Origin of the sequence: Serratia sp. AS12 (genome assembly GCF_000214195.1) — a bacterium.
In the GTDB taxonomy this organism is placed as follows: domain Bacteria; phylum Pseudomonadota; class Gammaproteobacteria; order Enterobacterales; family Enterobacteriaceae; genus Serratia; species Serratia plymuthica.
Window position 1 is genome coordinate 2,470,894 of sequence record NC_015566.1, and the last position, 23,521, is coordinate 2,494,414.

Here is a 23,521-nt window from a genome sequence, read left to right on the forward strand (position 1 = left end):
CTGGTGCGGTGTGGCGTCACTCTTTACACTGAAAACAATTCAGCGAAGCGGGACCGACGATGTCCAGATACAAGGCGTTTGAAACACTGCGGGAACATAAAGCGCGATTGCACGGCAGCGTGCAGCTGGGTTCCGGCGTGGAGCTGGCCGCCTGGTCCAACCGTGACGATCGCATTACCCAGGAAAGCGCCGATCATCATACCCTGAGCCTCTATGTCGCCGATGGCTACGAGTGCTATCAAAAAGTGCCCGGCGGTTGGAAGAACGGCGGTGGGCCGGACCGTTTCTGCATTATGCCTCGCCAGTATGAATCCACCTGGGACGTGCGCAGCGATTTATCTTTCGTGCATCTTTACTGTACCGACCGACATCTGCGACAAGTGGTGGAGCAAACCTGGGATCGCAGCCCGGCGGCGATCACTCTCGAGCCGCGCGCTTTCGCCGAGGATCCGCAAATTACGCTGCTGTACCGCCGGTTTTTGCTTGACTGCAACTGGCAGGAACGCGCCAATCAGTTGGCGCTCAGCAGCGCTACAACCTTGTTGATGTCGCATCTGGTTCAGCGCTACAGCCAACTGCAATGGGCTTTGCCGAGGGTGCGCGGCGGCCTGGCACCAGCGGTCGCCAGGCGGGTGAAAGAGTATATCGAACAACATCTCGACAGGCCGCTGTTGCTGGCGGACCTGGCGGCGCAGGCCGGGCTGAGTGAATTCCACTTTGCCCGCATGTTCAAACATGACACCGGCCTGGCGCCACACCAGTTTGTGATGCGCGCGCGGCTGCAACAGGCGGAAAAATTGCTGTGCCACAGCTTGCTGCCGCTGACGCAGATTGCGCTGGAATGCGGCTTCAGTTCCGCCAGCCATTTCAGCAATCGCTTCAAAGTGGCTTATGGATTTGCCCCGATGCAGATGCGCCAGGGGCGCTAACCCCACAGGAGAGAACATGGAACAGCAGTTCGCAGGACTTGGCGTATTGTTTATCGCCGGATTCGGGCCGATTACGCAGCAAACGGAGCACAGCAAGGCGTTTTATGTTGACGCGCTGGGGTTACCGCTCAAGCCGATGCCCGACAATGCCGATTATCTGCTGACCGAGCATGGCGCGCTGGAAGGGGTGAAGCACTTTGCCTTGTGGCCGTTGGCGCAGGCGGCGCAATCTTGCTTCGGCAGCGAACAATGGCCGGTCGATCTGCCGGTGCCGCAGGCATGGATGGAGTTTGACGTCGCCGATATGGCGTTGGCCACCCAAGGGTTGATCGACAAGGGTTATCGTCTGCTGGTCGCCAACCGCGAAGAGCCCTGGGGCCAGAGCGTCACCCGCCTGCTCAGCCCGGAAGGGTTGCTGATCGGCGTCACTTTCACGCCTTGGCTGCGCGACTGAACCTATGCGTTCCCTCTTTCTGATGAAGTGGGAACGGTGTGTATTGTTAAATTTCCGGATAGACCACGCCCAATGCCAATCCTTGGCATCCATTTTTTCGGTATTTTTATAGAGACGGGATTCTAAATGAAAGCAGTTGCCACTTTTTCTACCAAGGATTTCAAACCAACGGATCTGAGCCCTGAGCCAGCGCTCACAACCGCCTTGCCGGTTTCCGTCAGCACGATGGAGAAACGCTATTCGGGGGAGATCCAGGGGGTCTCCTCAACAATTTTTACTGCAGCATTCGATCCGGCGAGAAAACTGGGCAGTTACATCGCAATGGAAAGTTTCTCGGGAAGCGTGAACGGCAAAGAAGGGGCTTTTAATTTTATTCACTCGGCCTCGACAACCGGCAGCGAGCGGTTGAACGAGTTTTTCTGCATTGTGGATGGTAGCGGCACCCAGGCTCTGAAAGGCATATCCGGATCCGGAGGCATGAAAATCGACGCCGACGGCACGCACCATATTTGGATTGATTATCACTTTGCGCCGGCAGAGGCATAATCTGGCGTCACCCGCCTATTTCGCCGTTTGGCTTATGAGGGATCATGGATGGAAAACAAAACCGTAGAGATACTCACCTACACCCTCAAGAAGGGGACTGGTCGCGATTTTCACAAGATCATGACGGAAACCAGTGTCCCTCTGCATCGCCAGGTTGGGATCGATGTTGTCCGCTTCGGAAACTCTTTGCACGATGCAGATTCGTACTTTCTGATCCGGGCTTTTGACAGTGTCGAACATCTTGAAAGCGCCCAGGATGAATTCTACAAAAGCGATGCCTGGCGAACGGGCCCGAGGGAGGCGATTATCGAAAGGATTGAGCAAAGCATCAAGTCTGTACTGACAATCAGCAACGCTGCACTGCATGCGATGCGGGTTTAGCCTATCCAAATAGAGTTAAGGTAATAACCGGAACGTCAATCGGGAAGTGCCGTTAATGGCACTTCCTGTTCTGAACCGCAGTGTCGTTCACTTGCGTACGCTTTCCACCTTTCTAAACTGGCTGCGCAGCAACAGGCAATTGATCAGCACCAGCACCGCCGTTACCGCAAATACCCAGCGGAAGCCCATCAATGCGGAAACACTGGAGCCTATCAGCGGGCCGACAACGTTGCCGAGGTACATAAACGACTGGTTATAGCCGAAGATGCGGCCGGTAACCTGATCGGAGGAATACTTCAGCAGCAGCGTCTGCACCGCAGGCATCAAGGCGCCATCGGCAAAGCCCAGCAGGAAGCGCAAAATCCCCAATTGCAGCGGCGTCTGCACCCAGGCCATGATAGCGAACAGTAGGGTAGTCAACCCTAGCGCTGCCATCAGAATACGAGCGGTGCCGATACGGTCGCCAAGCCGGCCGAGACGCGGCGCGGAGATCAACGCGGCAATACCGGGAACGGCAGCGATCATACCGCTGATAAAGGCGATATTGCCGCTGTCGCCGGACAAATCCTTGATGAACAGCGTCAGGATCGGGCTGATGGAGGAGTTAGCCAACTGGATCATCAACGTACTGATGAACAGCGTGACGATCAGCGTCGGATAAGGCAGCGACTGGAATACCGCCTTGCCGCTCAGTCGGTTGGCCTTTTTCACTTCGATATGGCGTTCTTTTATCAGGAACAGGGTAATGAGGAAGCTGACGAACATCAGCCCGGCGGTGACGAAAAACACCACGCGCAGACCCAGATGGTCAGCCATCAGGCCCCCCAGCAGCGGGCCGACGATCACCCCGGAAACCGGGCCGGTAGATAAAGTGCCCAGCGCCCAACCGCTTTTATCACGCGGCACCTGTGAGGCCACCAGCGCCATAGCGTTGGGAATATAACCGGAGGTCAGGCCCATCAGCGCGCGCAGCGCAAACAGTTGATAAACGTGGGTCACCATGCCCTGCAACACAATGACGATCGCCATCCCCAGCGAAGCGCGCAGCAGCATCAGCTTACGGCCTTTGCGGTCCGCCAGGCTGCCCCACAGCGGCGACACCAGCGCAGAGACCAAAAAGGTGCCGCTAAACACCAACCCTGACCAGATGCTGAGTGACTGGTGGCCGCTGACGCCGAGCTGTTCAATATACAGCGGCAGAAAAGGGAGGATCTGGCTCATCGCCAGCCCGGTGAAGAAACAGCCGAGCCAGACCGAAATCAGATTGAGTTTCCACGCTTCCATCAACTTATCGTACCACTTTGAATTAAGAGAGAATTATTGAGCAGGATAATAATAACACCGGTTATCAGGCGTGGGTGGCGAAATAAGTGAGCAAAAGTAAAACCCGCGTTGTGCGGGCGCAGATATTTACCGTTGGTTGTCCTGTTCTACGGCGTCATACAACCGCTCGAGAATATCCGGAAAAGCGGATTGTACGCGGTTCCAGCTTGGTACAAAGGGTTTATCGCCGGGGTTTTCGCTGAAGGTTTGCCCGGCCTGAGAAATTACCCGAGAGAACAGTTCGACCGCTGACTCTTCGCTGTGGCGATCGAAATCCAGACCGTTCATTTTGGCATCGTGCTCAAAGGCGTCGATCATATCCAACGCCGTGCGGTAGTAGGTGGCGCGCAGTACGCGAAAAGAATCGCTGGTGATCGGCACCCCCTGGATCGCCAATTTGCGGTACAGCGCCTTGGTGATATCGCCCGCCATACGCTGCAGGCCGCTGTGCGGATCCTCTTCCGACATTGCCTGGTGCTTATGATCGTAATCATCGGCGATATCCACCTGGCAGATACGGCTGGTGGCGGTGTTGCGGTGGACTTCCGACAATACGCCGATCTCCAGCCCCCAGTCGCTGGGAATACGCAGGTTGTTGAGAATGTGGGTGCGCATGGCGAACTCGCCCGAGAGCGGGTAGCGATAGCTGCGCAGATAGTCGAGAAAATCCGAATTGCCGTACACTTTCTGCAGTGATTTCAGCAGCGGAAACACCAGTAACCGACCGACCCGGCCATTCAGCTTGCCGTTAGCCACCCGGGCATAGTAACCCTTGCAAAAATCGTAATGAAAATGCGGGTTAGCCACCGGATACAACAGGCGTGCCAGCATGCGGCGATCGTAGGTGACAATGTCACAGTCGTGCAGCGCCACGCAACTGGAACGGCGTGAAGCCAAGGTGTAGCCGACGCAAAACCACACGTTACGGCCTTTGCCCGGTTCGTTGGGCGCGAGTCCTTCGGCGCTGAGCTGGTTGGCAATCGCCGTCAGGCGCGGCCCGTCGTTCCACAAAATGCGGTGGCGCTGCGGCAGGCGGGAGAAAAAGTTTTTAGCATGCAGAAATTGTTCATGGTTGGCGCGATCCAGGCCAATGACGATCTCCTCCAGATAGGGCACCTGCGCCAAAACATCGACAATCCTGTCCAACGCCGGGCCTTCCAGCTCGGAATAGAGCGAGGGTAGAATCAGCCCCATGGTGTTGCGGCCGGAAAATACCTGCAACTCATATTCCAGTTCGGACAATTCACGCTGTGCGAGATTGTGAAAGTTGGTGATGATGCCATCTTGATAAAAATCACTCATGGTGTGATCTCCCGTTAATCAGAAAATGATCCAATCCTTCGCACCAGCCCTGAGGGCCTTGCAGGCGCGTACGGTACAGCTGGCCGGAGAAACTGCCCGGTAAATCAAGAGGTTTGTCCTGCTGCCCGCGGATCAACACCGCCAGATCGCTGGCTTGCAGCAGGGAAATGTCGTTAGGGCCGTCGCCCAGACTGAGGGTGGTAAGAGGGGGGCCGTGCGGTAACTGATAACGCGCGGCTATCCAACGGGCGGCGTTGCCTTTGCTGACGGTCGCGCTCATCACGTGATAAAAGCGTCCGCCCTGGGTCAACCCGAGATCGCGCTGCGCCAGCAACGTGCGAAACTGGGCAAGCTGTTCATCGTTTCCGGCCCAGCGCAAGGGTTCAGAACCGGCGCGCCGACGTGCCAGATGCGCCTGATTGAGCGTTAAGCCGGTCCATTGCGCGACCCTGGCGTCATCCACATCGGCAAACCCCTGAAAGGCAAAGCCGGTCTGGCTGCGCAGTTCCCGCAGCGTGGCGCACAGGCTGGGATAATCTGCACCCAGGCGTTTGGTCGGATAGTCGGGGCGATCGCGCCATTGGGCGGGGAAGACAATCTGCGCGCCGTTTTCCGCAATAAACGGCCAGTGGCTCAGCCCGAGTTGCCGTTGCAACGGGGCGACTTCTGCGGCGGTTTTACTGGTGGCGATGATCAGCGGCGTCTGGGTGTGCGCCAGCCGCTCCAGCCACGGCTGTGCAGCCTGCCAGCGGTAGCTGTGATGATCCAGCAGCGAACCGTCCAGATCGGTGAAAATTAACAGGTTGGGGCTCGGTTTCAGCATTTCATCTCCATGATATCGTGCGCAATTCACTGATAAATAGGTTGATTACTTTGTTGTCATGTAGACCGACGGAGAAACGGCGCGTGGCGTTGTAGAGGGTGTTTGCTGTAGACGCCGTGGCTCCCCCAGATGAAAATGTGATGAAAATCACAATTTACCCTAACGGCTTATCGCAGAGGGTGCAAGTGTTGGTCGCCACCCGCAAAACGGGTTATTGCGTTTATTGGTTGAAAAATGGGGCGGCTTGTCCGCTTAACTGACGGGATTACGACGCAATCAGCCGGTTAAACAGCGTTTGTTGAATATCCTGCTTTTGGGCAAGAAAGGCATGTACGGTGATAAGAGAATCTTCGAGCGAATAAATAACGCGATAGCCGTTGACCGTATTACATTCACGGTATTTATCGCAGCCAATTTTCAAGAGTTCAGGGCATATCTGACAGCCGGTTGGAAAGAGGCTTACCCTGGCTTCAAACCCGGTAATGATGTTTTCAACGACCGGTAACGGCAGCACATTTTTGGCTTTCAAAGGGTGGACAATCTCGAGCAAAGTACTCTTTGCCGTTGCGGTATACTCAATATCAATCCGTTCCCTCATGCGACATCTCCTTTTGACCGCATTACTTATCTATATCAGCCAGCAATTGGTCGCGGGAATAAATTTTGCCTTCTTTTTTGTCTTTTTCAGACAGCGTTAGCAATTTAAGCAGGGCAATGGCGTCATCCCTTTGCTGGTGTTGTTCATAAGATTCGATCACATAAGCAGGGGTACCATTTTGCGTCACCAGAATAGGCTCAGACAAATCGAGCGCGGCGGCGTGCTTCTTTACATAGCTGATGGTTTCAACTTTCATACTGGCGTCCTCGTGTCTTGCGTGGGTCAAATTTAGTTCATATTCAGACTATAAGCAATGCACCACGCGGAACCGAATCTGCTACTCTGCGAGGAGGCGGATTTCGCCACCCAGTCAAGTTATCCCTATGGAATCAGGAGGCAAACGTGCCCGAGGAAAAGCAAAGCATTCACCTGCGGCCGATGATCGAAAGGGATCTGCCGGCGGCGTTCGGGCTGTCGCAACAGGCGCGCTGGCCTCACCGCCTGGAAGACTGGCAGCAGGCGTGGGGATTGGGGGCGGGAGTGGTCGCTGTGGCCAACGGCGAGACGGTCGGAACCGCTCTGCGCTGGTTGTGGGGAGAGAGCCGCGCCACGCTGGGGTTGGTGATTGTCGATGAACGGCATCGTGGGCATGGTATCGCCAGGGCGATGATGCAGACGCTGATAGCACCATTGGCTGACCATCAACTGCACCTGGTGGCTACCGAACAGGGCAAGCCACTGTATCAGCAGTTGGGGTTTATCGAACAGGGGCGGCTGGCACAACACCAATGCCGGGAGTTACCTGCCCGCGGGGCCGAGCCTTTGCCGGAGGGCGTCATCCTGCGCCCGGCATCGCCTCAGGATCTATCAACCCTGGCCGAGCTGGATTTCGCCGCTTGCGGCATGCGGCGTCAGCCGTTGCTGGAAACGTTGCTGAGTAGCGCCGGGCAGGCGCTGGTGCTGGAACGGCAGGGGATTGTCGTCGGTTTCGCGGTGCGTCGCCGCTTTGGTCATGGCAACATGATCGGCCCGGTCGTTGCGCCCGATCTTGCCTCCGCCATCGGGTTAATCGACGCGCTGTGCCGGCCCTGCACCGGCCAGTTTGTGCGTATCGACACGCCACAGGCCAACAGCCTTAGTCCTTGGCTGGCCGAGCGCGGTTTGCCCGGCATCGACACGCCGGCCATCATGGTGCATGGCGCGCCTCATAGACCGGATCCTGCTGGTGTGCAGATTTTTGCATTGGTTTCGCAAGCGCTGTCATAAAATTGAAAATCAGGTGCCACGGCGGTGCATCGCCAGATGCATTGCCCAATTGTTGTGCAATAGTTATCAACTGATGACTATGTTGTAACCGCAGGTTTTGCCGTTCCTGCGCCGCCGTACGCCGCCGCGCGTGAAATATCTCCAGAAAGTCCGCAATTGGCACAGGCCATGCATTGTCATCATCAGTCTTTGTTACCTGAGTAACAGGCGGCGGCTTGATGACAACTTACCAACAGCGGGCGAACTATGGCAGACCATCCTGATGTGATCGCACAAATAGAAGCGTCATTCGCGGTACAAACCCCGACCGGCAAGCGTATTGCCGGTTATCTGCTGGCCAATCTGGCGCAGGTGCCGTTTGAAACCGCCGACGGCATCGCCCGCAGCACGGCGACCAGCGGCATTTCGGTCGGCCGCTATCTGCGCAGCCTGGGCTATCGCAATCTCGACGATCTGAAACGCACGCTGCGTGAACAAGGGGCGGCGCTGTACCAACCCTGGGGCGTCACCGATCGTCTGGGGGCTTACCGCCGGCGGCGCGAGCAGCCGCAGCCGCAAAAGCTGCGCCAGGCGTTAACCCTGGAGCTGGAAGCGATAGAACACGTTTACCAGTTGGCCGGCGGGGAGGCGTTCAACCACGTCAGCCGCCAACTGGCGCAGGCGGAAGCCGTGTTTGTGGTCGGCATCCAGTCTACGCGCGGCATCGCCAACGCCTTTTACAGCCATCTGGAGTATCTGCGGCCCAGAGTCTATTACGCCGACGGGCTGTCCGGTACCTACGTGGAATCGCTCAATTCGGAATTTAGCACGCCCTATCTGGTGCTGACCGACACTCGCGCCTACTCGACCATCGCCCGGCAATATTGCCAGGCGGCCTGCGCGCGCGGGCTGCGGCTGGCGCTGATTACCGACATTTACTGCCCGTGGGCGCGGGACTACCCGATTGACCTGCTGCAGGTGAAAACCGACACCGGCCAGTTTTGGGATTCGCTGGCGCCGCTCAGTTGCCTGTTCAACCTGCTGCTGTCCTCGGTATTGGAACAGGGCGGTGCGGAAGTGGAGCAACGGCTGGCCAACAACCGCCTCCTGCAAAAAGAACTGGGCCAATTTGAATCTTAACCGTATGGGAACAGGTAATGAGTGACAATGTAACGTTAATGGATCTGGCTGAGGCGTTTCCCGATCTGCCGATCGAGTTGAAATATGCCGGCGCCGATAACCTCACCGGCCGGCCGATCTATCGCGAAAGCCGCTGCCTGTTGCATCCCGACGCGGTACGCGGGTTGACACGCTGCCTGCTGGCGGCGCGGCTTGCCGGTTTATCGCTAAAGGTGTTTGACGCCTATCGGCCGCAACAGGCGCAGGCGCTGCTGTGGCTGGCGTGCCCGGATCCGCAATATGTCACCAGCACGCAAACCGGCTCGCACCACAGCCGCGGCGTGGCTATCGACGTGACGCTGCTGGATGCGGCGGGCACGGCGCTGGATATGGGGACCGGCTTTGATGAGATGAGCGAGCGTTCCCATCCGTTTTACCCCGATTTCCCTCCCGAGGTGCAGCGCAATCGGCTGTTGCTGAATGCGGTGATGGCCGCCGGGGGGTTTTGCGGCATCGCCAGTGAGTGGTGGCATTTTGAGCTGCCCAATGCCGGTGACTATCCGCTGTTGGCCGATCGCTTCGGCTGTTTTTCTTACGATTAAAACGACGCACCTTCAACACACCAGGAGTCAGTTTATGAGCAAAGTTAAATACGCCGCGCTGGCGGTGGCAGTCACTGTGGGTCTGGCCGGTTTGGTTCCGGCGCAGGCGGCGGTGCCAAAGGATATGCTGGTGATCGGCAAAGCGGCCGACCCGCAGACGCTGGATCCGGCCGTGACCATCGATAACAACGATTGGACGGTAACTTACCCTGCCTACCAGCGGTTGGTGCAATACAAAACCGAGAGCGGCAAAGGCTCCACCCAGGTTGAAGGCGAACTGGCGGAAAGCTGGGCCGCTTCGGACGATCAACTTGTCTGGACCTTTAAGCTCAAGCCGGGCAACAAGTTTGACGACGGCAGCGAGGTTAACGCCGAGGCGGTGAAATGGTCGTTTGAGCGGCTGATGAAGATCGGCCAGGGGCCGTCAGAAGCCTTCCCGAAAGATCTGCAGGTGACGGTTGTGGATCCGCTGACGGTGCGTTTCACGCTGAAAACGCCGTTTGCCCCGTTCCTCTACACGCTGGCCAATGACGGCGCCGGCATCGTCAACCCGGCGATCGCCAAGGCCAATCCGAGCGACGGAGGCAAAGCCTGGCTGGCGAATCACAGCGCAGGTTCCGGTCCTTACAAGCTGGATCGCTGGCAGAAGGGCCAGCAGTTGGTGCTGGTGCCAAATCCGCATTACGGCGGCGCCAAACCGGCGTTCAAACGCGTAACGGTGAAAATCATCGCCGAAAGCGCCACCCGCCGCCTGCAATTGACGCGCGGCGATCTGGACATCGCCGAATCTCTGCCCATCGACCAGCTCACGGCGCTGAAAAGCGAAAACAAGGTGGCGGTCAATGAGTTTCCTTCGTTGCGCGTCACTTATCTGTACCTGAACAACGGCAAAGCGCCGCTGAATCAGGTGGATCTGCGCCGCGCCATCTCTTATGCGGTGGACTATCAGGGCATGGTGAAGGGCATTCTTGGCGGTAACGGCAAACAGATGCGCGGGCCGATCCCGGAAGGCATGTGGGGTTACGACGCCGCCGCACAGCAGTACAGTCTGGATGCGGACAAGGCCAAGGCCGCGCTGGCGGCGGTGAAAGACAAGCCGGCGTCGCTGAACTTCCTGTATTCGGTCAGCGATCCGAACTGGGAGGCGATAGCGCTCTCGGTGCAGGCCAGCCTGGCGACGGTAGGCATTAACGTCAAACTGGAGAAGCTGGCTAACGCCACCATGCGCGATCGCATCGGCCAGGGCAATTACGACATCGCCATCGGCAACTGGAGCCCGGACTTCGCCGACCCGTATATGTTCATGAACTACTGGTTCGAATCCGACAAAAAAGGGCTGCCGGGCAACCGCTCGTTCTACAGCGATCCGCAGGTGGATGCGCTGTTGAAAAAAGCGGTTTCGGTGTCCGATCAGCAAGTGCGCACCGCCGATTATCAGGCGGCGCAGAAAATCGTCATCGACCAGGCGGCCTATGTCTATCTGTTCCAGAAAAACTATCAGGTGGCGATGAACAAAGAGGTGAAGGGCTTTGTGTATAACCCGATGCTGGAACAGGTGTTCAACGTTGGGCAGATGAGCAAGTAATTCTCTTTCGGCTAATTATTCAGAGGATTGCCAAAGCCCATTATTAGGGAGAGCGTGCCGAAGGGGTCGTAGCGGCTTGCCGCCGACCCATTTGCCGGGAGCAAATTGGAACGACTTCATGTCGGCCCGAAGGGTGGGACACAGGGATGTGTCCCATAATGGCCCCTCGGTGCGCTAGGCCCGGGTATCTCGGACATAAAGACAATTGTGCAATCAAATTCGGGCAGCCCTTTGGCTGCCCCCTTGCGCCACGGGAAACGACTATGAACGTTTGGAGCCTTATCCGCCAGCGCTGCTGGGGGCTGGTGCTGGTGATGTTCGGGGTGTGTGTCATCACCTTTACCATCTCGCACCTGATCCCCGGCGATCCGGCGCGGCTGCTGGCCGGCGATCGCGCCAGCGAGGAAATTGTCCAGCATATTCGCCAGCAACTGGGGCTGGACCAGCCGTTATACGTGCAGTTTGGCCGCTATGTGCTGGATCTGCTTCACGGCGATCTGGGCACGTCTATCCGCACCGGGCGGCCGGTACTGGACGACCTGCGCGCCTTCTTCCCGGCGACGCTGGAGCTGGCGTTTTGCGCCTTGCTGCTGGCGATCGCGCTGGGAGTGCCGCTCGGCGTGCTGTCGGCGGTTTACCGCAATAAATGGCCCGACCATCTGGTGCGCCTGCTGTCGGTGACCGGCATCTCCACGCCGGCGTTCTGGCTGGGGCTGGGGGTGATCATTTTGTTTTACGGCCAACTGAACGTCTTGCCCGGCGGCGGCAGGCTGGACGATTGGCTGGATCCGCCCACCCATATTACCGGGTTCTACCTGCTGGATTCTCTGCTGACCGGCAACGGCGAAGCGTTTTGGAACAGCCTGCAGCACCTGATCCTGCCGGCGCTGACCCTGGCGTTCGTACATCTCGGGGTGGTGGCGCGGCAAATCCGCTCGGCGATGCTTGAACAACTGGGCGAAGACTATATCCGCACCGCACGCGCCAATGGCCTTTCGCATTGGCGAGTGGTGCTCGGCCATGCGCTGCCGAACGCGCTGATCCCCTCGGTGACGGTGCTGGGGCTGGCTTTGGGGGATTTGCTGTACGGCGCGGTACTGACCGAAACGGTATTCGCCTGGCCGGGCATGGGCGCTTACGTGGTGGACTCCATTCAGGCGCTGGATTTCCCGGCGGTGATGGGCTTTGCCGTGGTGGTGTCCTTTGCCTATGTGATAGTTAATTTGATCGTCGATCTGCTTTACCTGTGGATCGACCCGCGAATGGGGCGCGAGGGCTAATGACTATGTCTCAATTTGAACAACCGCCGTCTCAAATCGAGCAACCGCCGGCGGCGGAACCTGTGTTGCGCTTTGTCGGCGCGCGGCGCGCCTGGTATCGGGTGCGGCGCAGCCCGCTGACGCTGTTGGGCGCCGCCATCATGTTCTGCGTGCTGTTTTTGATGCTGTTTTCACCCTGGCTGGCACCGCACAATCCGGATGCCATTGACCTGACCGCACGGTTGCTGCCGCCTTCGGCCGAACACTGGTTCGGCACCGACGAAGTGGGCCGCGACCTGTTCAGCCGGGTGTTGGTCGGCAGCCGGCAGTCGGTAGCCGCCGGGCTGGCGGTAGTGGTGCTGGCGGGCGGAATTGGCTCGCTGCTCGGTTGTTTCTCCGGCGTGATGGGCGGTACGGTGGATGCGTTGATCATGCGCTGCATGGACATCATGCTGTCGGTGCCTTCGCTGGTGTTGACCATGGCGCTGGCGGCCGCGCTGGGGCCAAGCCTGTTCAACGCCATGCTGGCGATTGCGGTGGTGCGCATTCCGTTTTACGTGCGGCTGGCGCGCGGGCAGACGCTGACGCTGCGGCATCAGGCTTATATGCAGGCGGCGCGCACTTTTGGCGCCTCGCGCTGGCATTTGATCGGCTGGCATGTCCTTCGCAACGTCATGCCGCCGTTGGTGGTGCAGGCATCGCTGGATATCGGTACCGCCATCCTGATGGCCGCCACGCTGGGCTTTATCGGCCTTGGTGCCCAGCAACCGACCGCGGAATGGGGCGCCATGGTGGCCAACGGCCGTAACTATGTGCTCGACCAGTGGTGGTATTCGGCCTTTCCCGGTACGGCGATCCTGATCACCGCCACCGGCTTCAACCTGTTCGGCGACGGTCTGCGCGACCTGCTGGATCCTAAAACCCGGGGGCGTTGATGAGTGACACTACGGTTTTATCGATTGATGAGCTGCAACTGGAATTCCCGGTCTATGGCGGCAGCGTCAAGGCGCTCAACCGCGTCTCGTTGCAGGTCAAGGCCGGCGAAATCGTCGGCGTGGTGGGGGAATCCGGTTCCGGCAAATCGGTGACGGCAATGATGACCCTGCGCCTGCTGGCCGAGGACGGTTACAACGTGACCGGCGGCAAGCTGGAGGTATTGGGCACCGACGTGCTCAGCGCCAGCGAGCGGCAAATGCGCCAACTGCGCGGTGCCCGGGTGTCGATGATTTTTCAGGAGCCGATGAGTGCGCTGAACCCGACGCGGCAAATCGGCCGCCAGATGTGCGAGGTGATCCGCCTGCACCAGCGGCTGTCGGCGCGGCAGGCGCGTGACAAGGCGATCCAGTTGCTGCGTGAAATGCAAATTGCCGATGCGGAACGGGTGATGGAGCGCTATCCGTTCGAGCTGTCGGGCGGCATGCGCCAACGGGTGCTGATCGCCATGGCGTTTTCCTGCGAACCGGAGTTGATTATCGCCGACGAACCGACCACGGCACTGGATGTTACGGTGCAGCGGCAGGTGCTGCGCCTGCTGCAACAGAAGGCTCGCGCCAGCGGCACGGCGGTGCTGTTTATTACTCACGATATGGCGGTGGTGTCGCAGCTCTGCGACCGGGTGTACGTGATGTACGCCGGGCACGTGATTGAAAGCGGCGCCACGGCGCGGGTGATTGACCACCCGCGTCACCCGTATTCCATTGGGTTGTTGCTGGCGGCACCGGAACGTGCCGAACCGCGCAGCCTGCTGCGGGCCATTCCCGGTACGGTGCCCAATTTGAGCGCGTTGCCGCCGGGTTGCGCATTCAGCAACCGCTGCAGCTACGCCAGCGGCCAATGCCGACAAACGCCGCAGTTGGCGCCTTTAGCCGCTGACCCGACGCAACGGGTGGCCTGCTGGCATCCGCAGTCTATCGATCTGGAGGTGCAAAATGAACGTTGAAGCGTTACTGGAACTGCGCGACGTACGGCTGCGCTTTCCCGCTAGCTATAACTGGCGCGGTAAGCCGAGAGAATATGTCCATGCGCTCAACGGGCTGGATCTCAACATCATGCGCGGCGAGACCCTGGGGATCGTCGGCGAATCCGGCTGCGGCAAAAGCACCTTGGCGCAACTGCTGATGGGATTGCTGAAGCCCAGCAGCGGTGAGCTGCTGCGCGCCCGTTCCGGCGGTTCCTGGTTTGGCAGCGGCATGCAGATGGTGTTTCAGGATCCGCAGTCGTCGCTCGACCCGCGGTTGCCGGTATGGCGCATTATCACCGAGCCGGTCTACGTGCAGCAGCATAACGGCGTGGCAGAGCGGCGGGCGCTGGCGGCAGAACTGGTGCAACAGGTTGGGCTGCGGCCGGAGTCTATTGACCGGCTGCCGCATGAGTTTTCCGGTGGTCAGCGCCAACGTATCTCCATCGCCCGCGCGCTGTCCTCGCAACCGGATATCATCGTGCTGGACGAACCAACGTCGGCGCTGGATATCTCGGTGCAGGCGCAGATCCTCAACCTGTTGGTGGAGCTGCAACGCCAGCGCAATCTGACCTATGTGCTGATCTCGCATAACGTTTCGGTGGTTCAGCACATGAGCGATCGGGTGGCGGTGATGTATTTGGGGCAAATCGTTGAGCTGGGGCCCACTGCGCAGGTCTTGCGCCAGCCGCAGCACCCTTATACCCGGCTGCTGCTGGATTCGGTACCGCGCGCCGGGCGTTTGCTGAGCGACAGCACGATTGAAGATCGCAAAGGGGAGTTACCGGGCAATCGCCAGTTGCCGCTGGGGTGTTTTTTCCGTGAGCGTTGTCCCTACGCCGGGGAAGGCTGCCAGATGCCGCAAACGCTGCGGGTGAATCTGGGGGGCACGGCGGTGCGCTGTCATAAAGTGGCGTGACGGCCACAGCGTTCAGCGAATGATGCCCCGCGCAGAGCGGGTAAAAAAATCAGTGAACAGCCGCAGTAACGGGTATTCCACGCTGAGGCGGGCGGCTTCTTGCCGCACGTCTTCCAGCGCCATCGCCTGGTGATACAACATAGCGTAAAGCGAATGAATAACCCGCTGCTGTTGCTCGTCGGCGGCCAGAAAGGCCGGTGCCAGCAGATGCAGGCCATCCGGTTTGGCGCGGTTGCCGCCAGCCTGGACGAATGGCGGCAGATCCTGCACCGCGAGGGTACCGTCGGCCAATCGTGCGTGGGCACCGATAATGCAAAATTGATGCACCGCACAACGCGCGCCGACCCAACCGCCGTCGCCCAATTCCACATGCCCGGCCAGCCCGCTGTTATTGCCGATATGCGTGGCGTTGCCAATGATGCAGTCGTGAGCAATATGCACATTATCCTGCAGATGGTTGTCATCGCCGATCGCGGTGTGGCGGCAGCCTTGTGCGGTGCCGCGATGCAGGGTGGCGTATTTGCCGATGCGGTTGCGATTGCCGAGGGCGAGCGTGGTCGGTTCACCGGCGTATTTCAGGTCCTGGCCGGCTTCGCCGATCGAAGAAAACTGGTCGATGACGTTGTCGCGGCCGATGCGCGTCAGGCCGTTAATCACCACGTGGGAGGCGATAGAGGTGCCTTCGCCAATCTCAACGCCGGCGGTGATGAAGCAAAAAGGGCCGATGCGCACGCGCGCACCGATAATCACGCCAGGCTCAATCACGCTGCTGGCGGCAATACGGGCAGAAGGAGAAATCATGCTGCTTCCTGATGGCGGCGCGTGGCGTATCCTTCAGCCAGGCCAGACATCGGTTAACTATTAAGCCGGATTCTGGATTAATCAGGGGAAAAACAAGAAAGTGCGGGCATGAGGGCTTGCCTCTGGACCAGGTGCAACAAAGTTGTCTGAGGCCAGCATAAGCCCCTGCCGGTCTCAGACCACCCGATTATATTTTATTTATTTTATGAACCATTCAGTAATAACGAGATGTTATTACCGGGGGAGTGCGGCTGCAGTTTTCCAGGGGGCGAAAATCATCAGGCTGGCCGCAGCCAACGCCCAGGCACCGAGGCCGCCGTACAGCATCACCAGGCCAAAACTTTGCGTCAACGCAGCATGAACCAAGGGGGCCAAGGCATCCCATTCGGGGAGTGTTTTCAACGCGGTGAGATTACCCGCCACTATCTGCTCCGCCACCGAACGTAGCGGCAAGGTACCGAACGATTCGGGCAGCGTTTGTCGCAGGTAAACGTCAACGCCCGCCAGCAAGATAAAACCCATGACGGCAATATTGACAGCCAACGCGATCATTCTGGCGCTCATGTCTATCCCGGAGGCCATGCCGGCACGGGCATTCGACACCGAACCTGTGGTGGTGTTGGTCACCGGGGTATTGGTGATCCCCAGGCCGATGCCGGCGATAAGTAACCCCGGCAGCATAGCCAATCCGCCGGCATGTTCGCCGCTGCTACCTGATTTCATCAGCAGGAAGCCCAACCCAAGCGCGAATAACCCCGCGGGGATCACGGTTCCAGGGCGGTAACGCAGAGCCAATCGCTCGCCCACCGGGGGGAAGACAAGCGTGGGAAGCGTATAGGCGAGCAGCGACAAACCTGTGGTCAGGCTGTCATAACCCAGCCCAATTTGAAAATAGAGCGGCAGGTAGATCATAAAGGGCCAGAAGCTGAAATTCATGCCGATGGATCCCATCAGCGCCCCGGAAAATTGCCGATTCCTGAACACGGAAAACTCAATCATCGGATAGGGGCTGCGTCTCTCAACCCCGATAAACAGCAGCAGGCTGAGGGCTGCAGCCAGAAGAATCCCCCCGGCGCGAACGCTGGTGAAACCGAACCCCGCCCCCTGAGTGATAAAATAGACCAACCCAAAAACCGACAAAGACAATGTGACGATCCCCAGACTATCCAGTTTTGCCGCCTGAGGATCGCGGGATTCTTGCACGCTGAAAATCACCAGTAACAGGGTCAGAACGGCGATGACCACATGAATCAAAAATACCCACTGCCAGTTGGCGATCGCCACGATAACGCCGCCGATCGCCGGCCCAAACCCTAAACCAATGCCAAAAACGACGCCCCAAATGCCGAAGGCCTGGCCACGCTGTTTGCCGTTCTGAAACTGATGCGACAATGCTGCCACCTGGCAAATCAACATGGCGCCGCCCGCCATGCCTTGCATAAAGCGGCCCACGATCAGCATCGTCGAGCCGTTGGCCAGGCCGCAAAGTAAGGAGGTGAGGCCAAAAGCGGCAATGGCGATGATGAAAACTCGCCGGCGGCCAAAACGGTCAGACAGCGTTCCGGTGGCCATCATCACTGCGGTGCAGGCCAGGGTGTAGGCATTCATAATCCATTGCATATCACTGAAATCACTGTGTAATACCTGTTCCAGCGTCGGCAGTATGACCGGTACGCTGGAGATTTCCAGGCCGAACATCAACGCGGCGAGGCATATTGCCGTTAATGCCAGTCTGTTTTTACTGGCGTGAGAGAGCGTCATGAGTTTTTTCCACAAAAGAGGGTGATGGAAACGAACAGCCATTCTGGATAAATGACTTGCATGATAGAAATGATTTAATTTATCGTTATTAATTAATTTCCATCATGAAATCACCCTATGAACATTGACCCGGCACTGCTGCGCACCTTCGTTACGGTTACCGAAACCGGCGGCTTTACGCGCGCGGCGCAGCAACTGAATCTGACCCAATCTGCGATCAGTCACCAGATCCGCCGGCTTGAGGAGCAGATTGGCCGACAGTTGTTGCACCGCACTACGCGCCGCCTGACGCTAACCGAAGACGGTGAAGATTTGCTGCGCCATGCCGGGCAAGTTTTGCAGGCGCTCGACGCCATGCAGCGGCGCTTTGAATCCTCACCCGTTTCCGGCGCGGTGCGTTTTGGCCTGACGGAGAGTTTTCTGGGGGAACGATTGCCACCGCTGTTAGCCCAGTTCGCCCGGGCTTTTCCTGCGGTCAGGTTGGAGGTGAATGTCAGTATCGGGCTGGATCTTTGTGGCATGGTGAAGGGCAACGAACTGGATTTGGCCGTTGTGATGTCGCTGGCTAACCGCATTGAGGGCAGGCTATTGCGGCGGACGCAACTGGTGTGGGTAGCGGCTGAGACATTCAGCCTGGCGGGCACGTCGTTGCCGCTGGCGTTGTTGCCTGCGCCGTCGGTCAGCCGCGAGGCCGGGATCGCCGCTCTGGAAAGCAAGGCTATCCAATGGCACACCGCCTTCACCTCACAAAGCCAACAAGGGCTACGGGCGGCCGTGCTGGCGGGGCTGGGCATTGCCGTTATGGCGAGCGGCGATCTGGCGCCGGGAATGAAAACGGTTGATGGACAGTATGGGCTACCCGAATTGCCCGACATCGATTTCACCCTGATCGTCAACGGCGCGGAACCTGGCGCGGCTGCGCAGGCATTCGGCAAAATACTGCTGGAGATGTCGGCGTCGTTGCCTGCCGCAGGGGGAGATTAAGTGCGGCTCAGGGCATTGGCCAATCGGTCGGGGTTTTGCTCATCACGTCGAAAAAGACGTCTTTGGTCACTGACCAAAAATGCAGGAATCCTTCCTGGCTGAAGCTGATGCCCATCAAACCCATCACGAACCAGCAGGTGGTGAACAGCCCGAGGCTGCTGAACATGAATGCCATACCGTTACGGCTGGTTTTACGGCAAACGACGTTTAACTGGCTGGCCATAAACATCATTACGGCGCTCAGTAATTCCCAGCGCATCATAATCAAACCCGTGGCTATGGTACTCATCGAACGTGATCCTTTGTGACAAAGCCGCAGCCGGCAGGGCGCCGGAGAACAGTGCGGGCAAAAATGGAGTAGTGTGATCTGCGTCACATTGTAGCACTGGGATAAAGGGGCGCTCAATCCCTGTCCGGCATAAAAACCGGCACCCGGAAACATTCCAATATGCTGAAACATTTATGCCATTTCATTAGCAACCTTTTAATGGGGGTCGTTAACCAATAACGTTATGCTTGCCGACTTTTCACTACCCTGATTTATCTGGGGAAAATGTGACGTCAGACAGGTACTGCACTGCGTATGGCCCTCTTAAAAGAAAAAATCCGTGACCATTCCGCTGAGGAAATGTTGTTTATTCGCCGTGCCTGCGTGGCGATGGTGTTGGTGATCGCCTGCTTCGGCGCACTGATCGTCAACCTGTATCACCTGCAGATTAAGCAACATGCGTTCTACCAAACGCGCTCCAATCAAAACGACATCAAAATGCTGCCGATTGCACCTAGCCGCGGGCTGATATTCGATCGTAACGGCATCCCTTTGGTGCGTAACATTACTCTGTACCAGATCCAGGTTATTCCCAGCAAAATCGCCAATATGGCCGCACTGTTGCAGGCGCTGACGCCGATTGTCGATCTGACGCCTGAGGATATCGCCGCCTTCCGCGACGACATGCACCACAACGGCCGCTATAAACCGGTGACGTTGAAAAGCGGGCTGAACGACACCGAGGTCGCCCGTTTTGCGGTCAATCAATACCGTTTTGACGGGGTGACTATTGACACCTATCAGCAGCGGGAATATCCGTATGGCGCCGAACTGGCGCACGTGGTGGGTTATGTATCGAAAATCAACGATGGCGATGTGAAACGGCTCGATAAAGCCGGCATCGGCGAAAATTACTCCGCCGACCATAACATCGGCAAGCAGGGCATTGAGGCTTACTATGAATCGGAACTGCATGGCACCACCGGATATCAGGAAGTGGAGGTGGATAACCACGGCCGCGTGATACGCCTGCTGAAAGAGCAGCCGCCGCAGGCAGGCAAAAATATCTATCTGACGCTCGATTTGCCGTTACAGCAGTATATCGAGTCAGTGCTGAAGGGGCAGCGAGCGGCGGTGGTGGTTGAGGACCCGCGCGATGGCGGCATTCTGGCGATGGTGTCCAGCCCCAGTTACGATCCCAACCCTTTCGTGAAAGGCATCAGCTACAAAGCTTATAAAGCCTTATTGGCCAACCCCGATTTGCCGTTGATTAACCGCGTTACTCAGGGGCTGTACCCGCCGGCATCCACCGTGAAGCCTTATATGGCTACCTCTGCGCTGTTCGCCGGGGTGATAACCCCCAACACCAGCTTCTTTGGTGCGCCGACCTGGACGTTGCCGGGTACTCAACGCCGTTACCGCGATTGGCTGAAGAGTGGCCATGGCATGCTGAACGTTACTAAAGCGATAGAGGAGTCCGCCGATACCTTCTTTTATCAGGTGGCGTTTGAAATGGGCATTGATCGCATTCACAGCTGGCTGAGCCAGTTCGGTTACGGCCAGGCGACCGGGATCGATCTCAACGAAGAGTATCGCGGCGTACTGCCCAGCCGCGAATGGAAGCAGCGGGTGCATAAAAAACCTTGGTATCAGGGCGATACCGTATCGGTCGGCATCGGCCAGGGGTATTGGGTCGCCACGCCAATTCAGATGGTGAAAGCGCTCACCACGCTTATCAATAACGGCAAGGTGAAAACGCCCCATCTGCTGTATTCGATGCGCCAGGGCAATCGGGTGAGCCGCTATCAACCGTCGCTGCAGACGGCACAGATCGGCGATGCCAAATCACCGTACTGGGGGATTGTGCGCAATGGCATGTACGGTATGGCCAACTTGCCGAACGGCACCGGTTACAAACTGTTCCATACCGCGCCGTATCAGATCGCCGCCAAATCCGGCACCTCACAGGTATTCAGTCTGAAAGAAAATCAGACCTATAACGCCAAGATGATCCCGGTGCGGTTGCGTGACCATATTTTCTACACGCTGTTCGCTCCCTATAAAAATCCGCGGGTGGCGATGGCGCTGATTCTGGAAAACGGCGGCGGTGACGGCGTGGTGGCGGGACCAACCGCACGGGCAATCCTTGACCATATTTTTGACCCGGCCAACGCGCCGCAGCCTGACGAGAGTCAGAAAGTTAAACCGGAGTTAAACGATAGTGAGGATGTGCAACAGTAAACGCGTTTGTTTTTACTTTCTTACAAACTGCAATCTTCTAAAGATTTCCGTCAGGGTAGACTGAAATAATTACATAATCCGAATAAAAACGCAGGGTTAACAGTGGCGCCACTAATAAAAAAGAGCGGTAAAAATTATTCCTCACTGAGGTTTGGCTGGATTTGCGCCGGTATTCTGGTGTGTTTTTTTCTGCTGGCGTTCCGGGTGGGTTATTTGCAACTGATGGAGCATCAGCAGTTGGCGGACCAGGCGGATCAGCGTTCAATCCGCACGCAGGTGCTGCCGACCAACCGGGGGATGATCACTGACCGTAATGATGAAGCGCTGGCGGTGAGCGTGTCTTCGAAAGATATCGTGCTGGATCCCAAACATATTCTCGACACCCATACCGATACCGGCAACGAGCGCTGGCAGAGCCTGGCCAACGTGCTGAAAATGCCGCTGACGGACGTGCAAAGGTTGATTCAGGCCAACGCCCATAAGCGTTTCGTCTATCTGGCCCGCAAGGTGGAAGACGATAACGCGAATTACATCAGCAAGCTGCATCTGACCGGGGTCAGTACCGAGCAAGACTTCAGCCGCTTTTATCCGATGGGCCAGGATGCCGCCGGGTTGATCGGCATTGTCGGGCAGGACAATCAGGGGTTGGAGGGCATTGAGCTGGGCTTCAACCACCTGTTGCAGGGCAAGAACGGGATGCGGGTGTACCAGAAGGACGGCAGCGGGGCAGTGATTGGCGTGATCAAGAGCGTTGATCCCGTGCCGCCGCCGAACGTTACGCTGAGCATCGATAAATTTATACAGTACGTACTGTTTGCGCAAATCCGCGATGGCGTGGTGGCCAACCAGGCCGATTCCGGCTGCGCGGTGCTGGTGAAAGTCAGTACCGGCGAGGTGCTGGGTATGGCCAGTTACCCCTCGTTCAACCCGAACAACTATGCCAATACGCCGGTAAAAGATATTCGCAACGTTTGCAGTAGCGACAGCTTCGAACCGGGTTCGACGGTGAAACCCGTGGTCGTTATGGTCGGGCTGGAACATAGGTTGATTAAGCCGGATACGGTGCTGGATACCACGCCATACCGGGTCAACGGCCACTTGATCAAGGACGTTGGCCACTGGTCCAAACTGACCATTACCGGCGTGTTGCAAAAATCCAGTGATATCGCGGTGTCGCATATCGCATTGGCGCTGCCTGCCACCGTGTTACCGGCGGTCTACAAGAGTTTTGGTCTGGGGCTGCCGACCGAGTTGGGCATCGGCAACGAGAGCAGTGGTTATCTGCCGCAGCATCGTGAACGTTGGGCCGATATCGAGCGGGCGACTTTCTCCTTCGGCTACGGGTTGCGTGTGACGCCGCTGCAAATGGCGCGGGAATATGCCGCTATCGGCTCTTACGGCATCTATCGGCCGCTGTCGATCACGCGGGTGACGCCGCCGGTCATGGGGCAGCGGATCTTGCCGGAAGAGACGGTGAAAACCGTGGTGCATATGATGGAAAGCGACGCCTTGCCGGGCGGCAGCGGGGTCAGCGCCGCGGTGCCGGGTTACCGGTTGGCGATTAAAACCGGTACTGCCGAGAAGATGGGGGCCAACGGCAAATATGACGGCGGCTATATCAACTACACCGCAGGCGTGGCGCCCGCCAGCGATCCGCAGGTGGCGCTGGTGGTTATGGTCAACAACCCGAAAGCCGGCAAGCACTTCGGCGGTTCGGTAGCCGGTCCGGTATTCGGCAAGATCATGGCGCAGGTGCTGGAGCATATGAATATTCTGCCGGACGCTCAACCGCTGAATGTGGTTTCTCAGGTGAAGGGATAATGTTGTTGCGTTGCCGATAGAAAGCAGAAAGGGGCCGGTTTCCGGCCCCTGAGGTTGATGACAAAGTGGTCTTTGAGCCCGAGATACTCGGGCCTAGCACACCGAGGGGCGCTCCGACGGCCAAGGCCGTTACGACCCCTTCGGCACGCTCTCCCTAATAACAGGCTTTGTCAGCAGTCTGAGGGGCCGGTTTCCGGCCCCTTTTCGTTTACCCGGCAGGCTGCATAATAAACAGGCCCGCAAGCCAAATGATTACTTATCCCGAGTCGCCCACCATTTTGCCACACAGGCATTAGGTGCCTTTATTATGGATTTGCTATGAACCATTCATTAATAAATGACGTGAATGATTTTAAGGCAGAGTCTCATTGATTAGTTATATACCTGGTGTAAGGGGCAATATCTGCTTTTTAAGTAAGGTATTTTTTCTGCGGCTAACGCGCATTATTTATCGACGTGGCTTTGACCGGTTGCCTGAACGGAGAAAAGCGATGCAGAGGGCACGAATAAGACCAGTGATAACCGGTTATCGTTCTCTCAACGTTTGACGAGAGTTTAAAAAAAGAAGAAAAAGCAGACGAAAAAAAATAAAATTAACTCAGG

The 23,521-nt window shown here is 57.6% G+C and carries 23 protein-coding genes; 15 read left to right on the top strand and 8 right to left on the bottom strand.

What is annotated here, in order from left to right; translation table 11 throughout:
• Positions 1–59 precede the first annotated feature (59 nt).
• From SERAS12_RS11535 to SERAS12_RS11550, 4 genes are all read left to right on the top strand, one after another.
• Complete coding sequence (locus tag SERAS12_RS11535; protein ID WP_013812820.1) at positions 60–929, top strand: helix-turn-helix domain-containing protein; 870 nt, start codon at positions 60–62, stop codon at positions 927–929.
• 16 nt (positions 930–945) lie between these two features.
• Positions 946–1,383, top strand: a complete 438-nt coding sequence (locus SERAS12_RS11540; protein WP_013812821.1) for a glyoxalase/bleomycin resistance/dioxygenase family protein — start codon at positions 946–948, stop codon at positions 1,381–1,383.
• A 126-nt stretch (positions 1,384–1,509) separates the two neighbouring features.
• A complete protein-coding gene (locus SERAS12_RS11545; protein WP_013812822.1) occupies positions 1,510–1,929 on the top strand; it encodes a DUF3224 domain-containing protein in 420 nt (139 codons plus the stop codon).
• 48 nt (positions 1,930–1,977) lie between these two features.
• The gene (locus SERAS12_RS11550; RefSeq protein WP_013812823.1) at positions 1,978–2,310 is read left to right on the top strand and encodes an NIPSNAP family protein; all 333 of its coding nucleotides are present in this window, start codon (positions 1,978–1,980) and stop codon (positions 2,308–2,310) included.
• 87 nt (positions 2,311–2,397) lie between these two features.
• On the opposite strand, the gene SERAS12_RS11555 is transcribed toward SERAS12_RS11550, so the two are convergent.
• The 5 genes from SERAS12_RS11555 to SERAS12_RS11575 form a co-directional block, all read right to left on the bottom strand.
• Entirely contained in the window at positions 2,398–3,594 is a 1,197-nt protein-coding gene (locus SERAS12_RS11555) for a multidrug efflux MFS transporter (protein ID WP_013812824.1), read from the bottom strand.
• 126 nt (positions 3,595–3,720) lie between these two features.
• On the bottom strand, positions 3,721–4,935 hold the full coding sequence (locus SERAS12_RS11560; protein ID WP_013812825.1) for a glycosyl transferase: 1,215 nt from the start codon (positions 4,933–4,935) through the stop codon (positions 3,721–3,723).
• Positions 4,928–5,758 carry a mannosyl-3-phosphoglycerate phosphatase-related protein gene (locus tag SERAS12_RS11565; protein ID WP_013812826.1) on the bottom strand — a complete coding sequence of 277 codons (831 nt, stop codon included), beginning with the start codon at positions 5,756–5,758 and terminating at the stop codon, positions 4,928–4,930. Before SERAS12_RS11565 ends, SERAS12_RS11560 begins: the two co-directional genes overlap by 8 nt.
• A 265-nt stretch (positions 5,759–6,023) precedes the next feature.
• Complete coding sequence (locus tag SERAS12_RS11570) at positions 6,024–6,356, bottom strand: type II toxin-antitoxin system RelE/ParE family toxin (RefSeq protein ID WP_013812827.1); 333 nt, start codon at positions 6,354–6,356, stop codon at positions 6,024–6,026.
• Positions 6,357–6,378: 22 nt separating this feature from the next.
• A complete protein-coding gene (locus SERAS12_RS11575; protein WP_013812828.1) occupies positions 6,379–6,612 on the bottom strand; it encodes a type II toxin-antitoxin system Phd/YefM family antitoxin in 234 nt (77 codons plus the stop codon).
• A gap of 146 nt (positions 6,613–6,758) precedes the next feature.
• On the opposite strand from SERAS12_RS11575, the gene SERAS12_RS11580 reads away from it, so the two are divergent.
• The 8 genes from SERAS12_RS11580 to SERAS12_RS11615 all read left to right on the top strand — a co-directional run bounded on the left by SERAS12_RS11580 (position 6,759) and on the right by SERAS12_RS11615 (position 15,042).
• Positions 6,759–7,622, top strand: coding sequence for a GNAT family N-acetyltransferase (locus SERAS12_RS11580; RefSeq protein ID WP_013812829.1), 864 nt, complete (start codon positions 6,759–6,761; stop codon positions 7,620–7,622).
• A gap of 246 nt (positions 7,623–7,868) precedes the next feature.
• Positions 7,869–8,741, top strand: coding sequence for a MurR/RpiR family transcriptional regulator (locus SERAS12_RS11585; RefSeq protein ID WP_013812830.1), 873 nt, complete (start codon positions 7,869–7,871; stop codon positions 8,739–8,741).
• Positions 8,742–8,758: 17 nt separating this feature from the next.
• Positions 8,759–9,322, top strand: coding sequence for a D-alanyl-D-alanine dipeptidase (gene ddpX / locus SERAS12_RS11590; RefSeq protein ID WP_013812831.1), 564 nt, complete (start codon positions 8,759–8,761; stop codon positions 9,320–9,322).
• A 34-nt stretch (positions 9,323–9,356) separates the two neighbouring features.
• Positions 9,357–10,907, top strand: a complete 1,551-nt coding sequence (locus SERAS12_RS11595; RefSeq protein ID WP_013812832.1) for an ABC transporter substrate-binding protein — start codon at positions 9,357–9,359, stop codon at positions 10,905–10,907.
• 263 nt (positions 10,908–11,170) lie between these two features.
• Entirely contained in the window at positions 11,171–12,187 is a 1,017-nt protein-coding gene (locus SERAS12_RS11600; protein ID WP_013812833.1) for an ABC transporter permease, read from the top strand.
• Positions 12,187–13,101 carry a D,D-dipeptide ABC transporter permease gene (gene ddpC, locus SERAS12_RS11605; protein WP_041416095.1) on the top strand — a complete coding sequence of 305 codons (915 nt, stop codon included), beginning with the start codon at positions 12,187–12,189 and terminating at the stop codon, positions 13,099–13,101. Before SERAS12_RS11600 ends, ddpC begins: the two co-directional genes overlap by 1 nt.
• Positions 13,101–14,105 (top strand): ABC transporter ATP-binding protein, encoded by a 1,005-nt coding sequence (locus tag SERAS12_RS11610; RefSeq protein ID WP_013812835.1) that lies wholly within the window; start codon positions 13,101–13,103, stop codon positions 14,103–14,105. The genes ddpC and SERAS12_RS11610 overlap by 1 nt, the downstream gene beginning before the upstream one ends.
• The gene (locus tag SERAS12_RS11615) at positions 14,095–15,042 is read left to right on the top strand and encodes an ABC transporter ATP-binding protein (protein WP_013812836.1); all 948 of its coding nucleotides are present in this window, start codon (positions 14,095–14,097) and stop codon (positions 15,040–15,042) included. Before SERAS12_RS11610 ends, SERAS12_RS11615 begins: the two co-directional genes overlap by 11 nt.
• A gap of 12 nt (positions 15,043–15,054) precedes the next feature.
• On the opposite strand, the gene lpxA is transcribed toward SERAS12_RS11615, so the two are convergent.
• On the bottom strand, positions 15,055–15,843 hold the full coding sequence (lpxA, locus tag SERAS12_RS11620; RefSeq protein WP_013812837.1) for an acyl-ACP--UDP-N-acetylglucosamine O-acyltransferase: 789 nt from the start codon (positions 15,841–15,843) through the stop codon (positions 15,055–15,057).
• A gap of 234 nt (positions 15,844–16,077) precedes the next feature.
• The gene (locus SERAS12_RS11625) at positions 16,078–17,604 is read right to left on the bottom strand and encodes an MFS transporter (RefSeq protein ID WP_013812838.1); all 1,527 of its coding nucleotides are present in this window, start codon (positions 17,602–17,604) and stop codon (positions 16,078–16,080) included.
• A gap of 117 nt (positions 17,605–17,721) precedes the next feature.
• On the opposite strand from SERAS12_RS11625, the gene SERAS12_RS11630 reads away from it, so the two are divergent.
• A complete protein-coding gene (locus tag SERAS12_RS11630) occupies positions 17,722–18,588 on the top strand; it encodes a LysR family transcriptional regulator (RefSeq protein WP_013812839.1) in 867 nt (288 codons plus the stop codon).
• A 7-nt stretch (positions 18,589–18,595) separates the two neighbouring features.
• Here SERAS12_RS11630 and SERAS12_RS11635 read toward each other — a convergent pair whose 3' ends face one another.
• Positions 18,596–18,877, bottom strand: coding sequence for a YjcB family protein (locus tag SERAS12_RS11635; protein ID WP_004944199.1), 282 nt, complete (start codon positions 18,875–18,877; stop codon positions 18,596–18,598).
• A gap of 294 nt (positions 18,878–19,171) precedes the next feature.
• Here SERAS12_RS11635 and mrdA point away from each other — a divergent pair, with 294 nt between their 5' ends.
• A complete protein-coding gene (gene mrdA / locus SERAS12_RS11640; RefSeq protein WP_013812840.1) occupies positions 19,172–21,097 on the top strand; it encodes a penicillin-binding protein 2 in 1,926 nt (641 codons plus the stop codon).
• Between the two features lie 102 nt (positions 21,098–21,199).
• Entirely contained in the window at positions 21,200–22,918 is a 1,719-nt protein-coding gene (locus tag SERAS12_RS11645; protein WP_013812841.1) for a penicillin-binding transpeptidase domain-containing protein, read from the top strand.
• Positions 22,919–23,521: the final 603 nt, after the last annotated feature.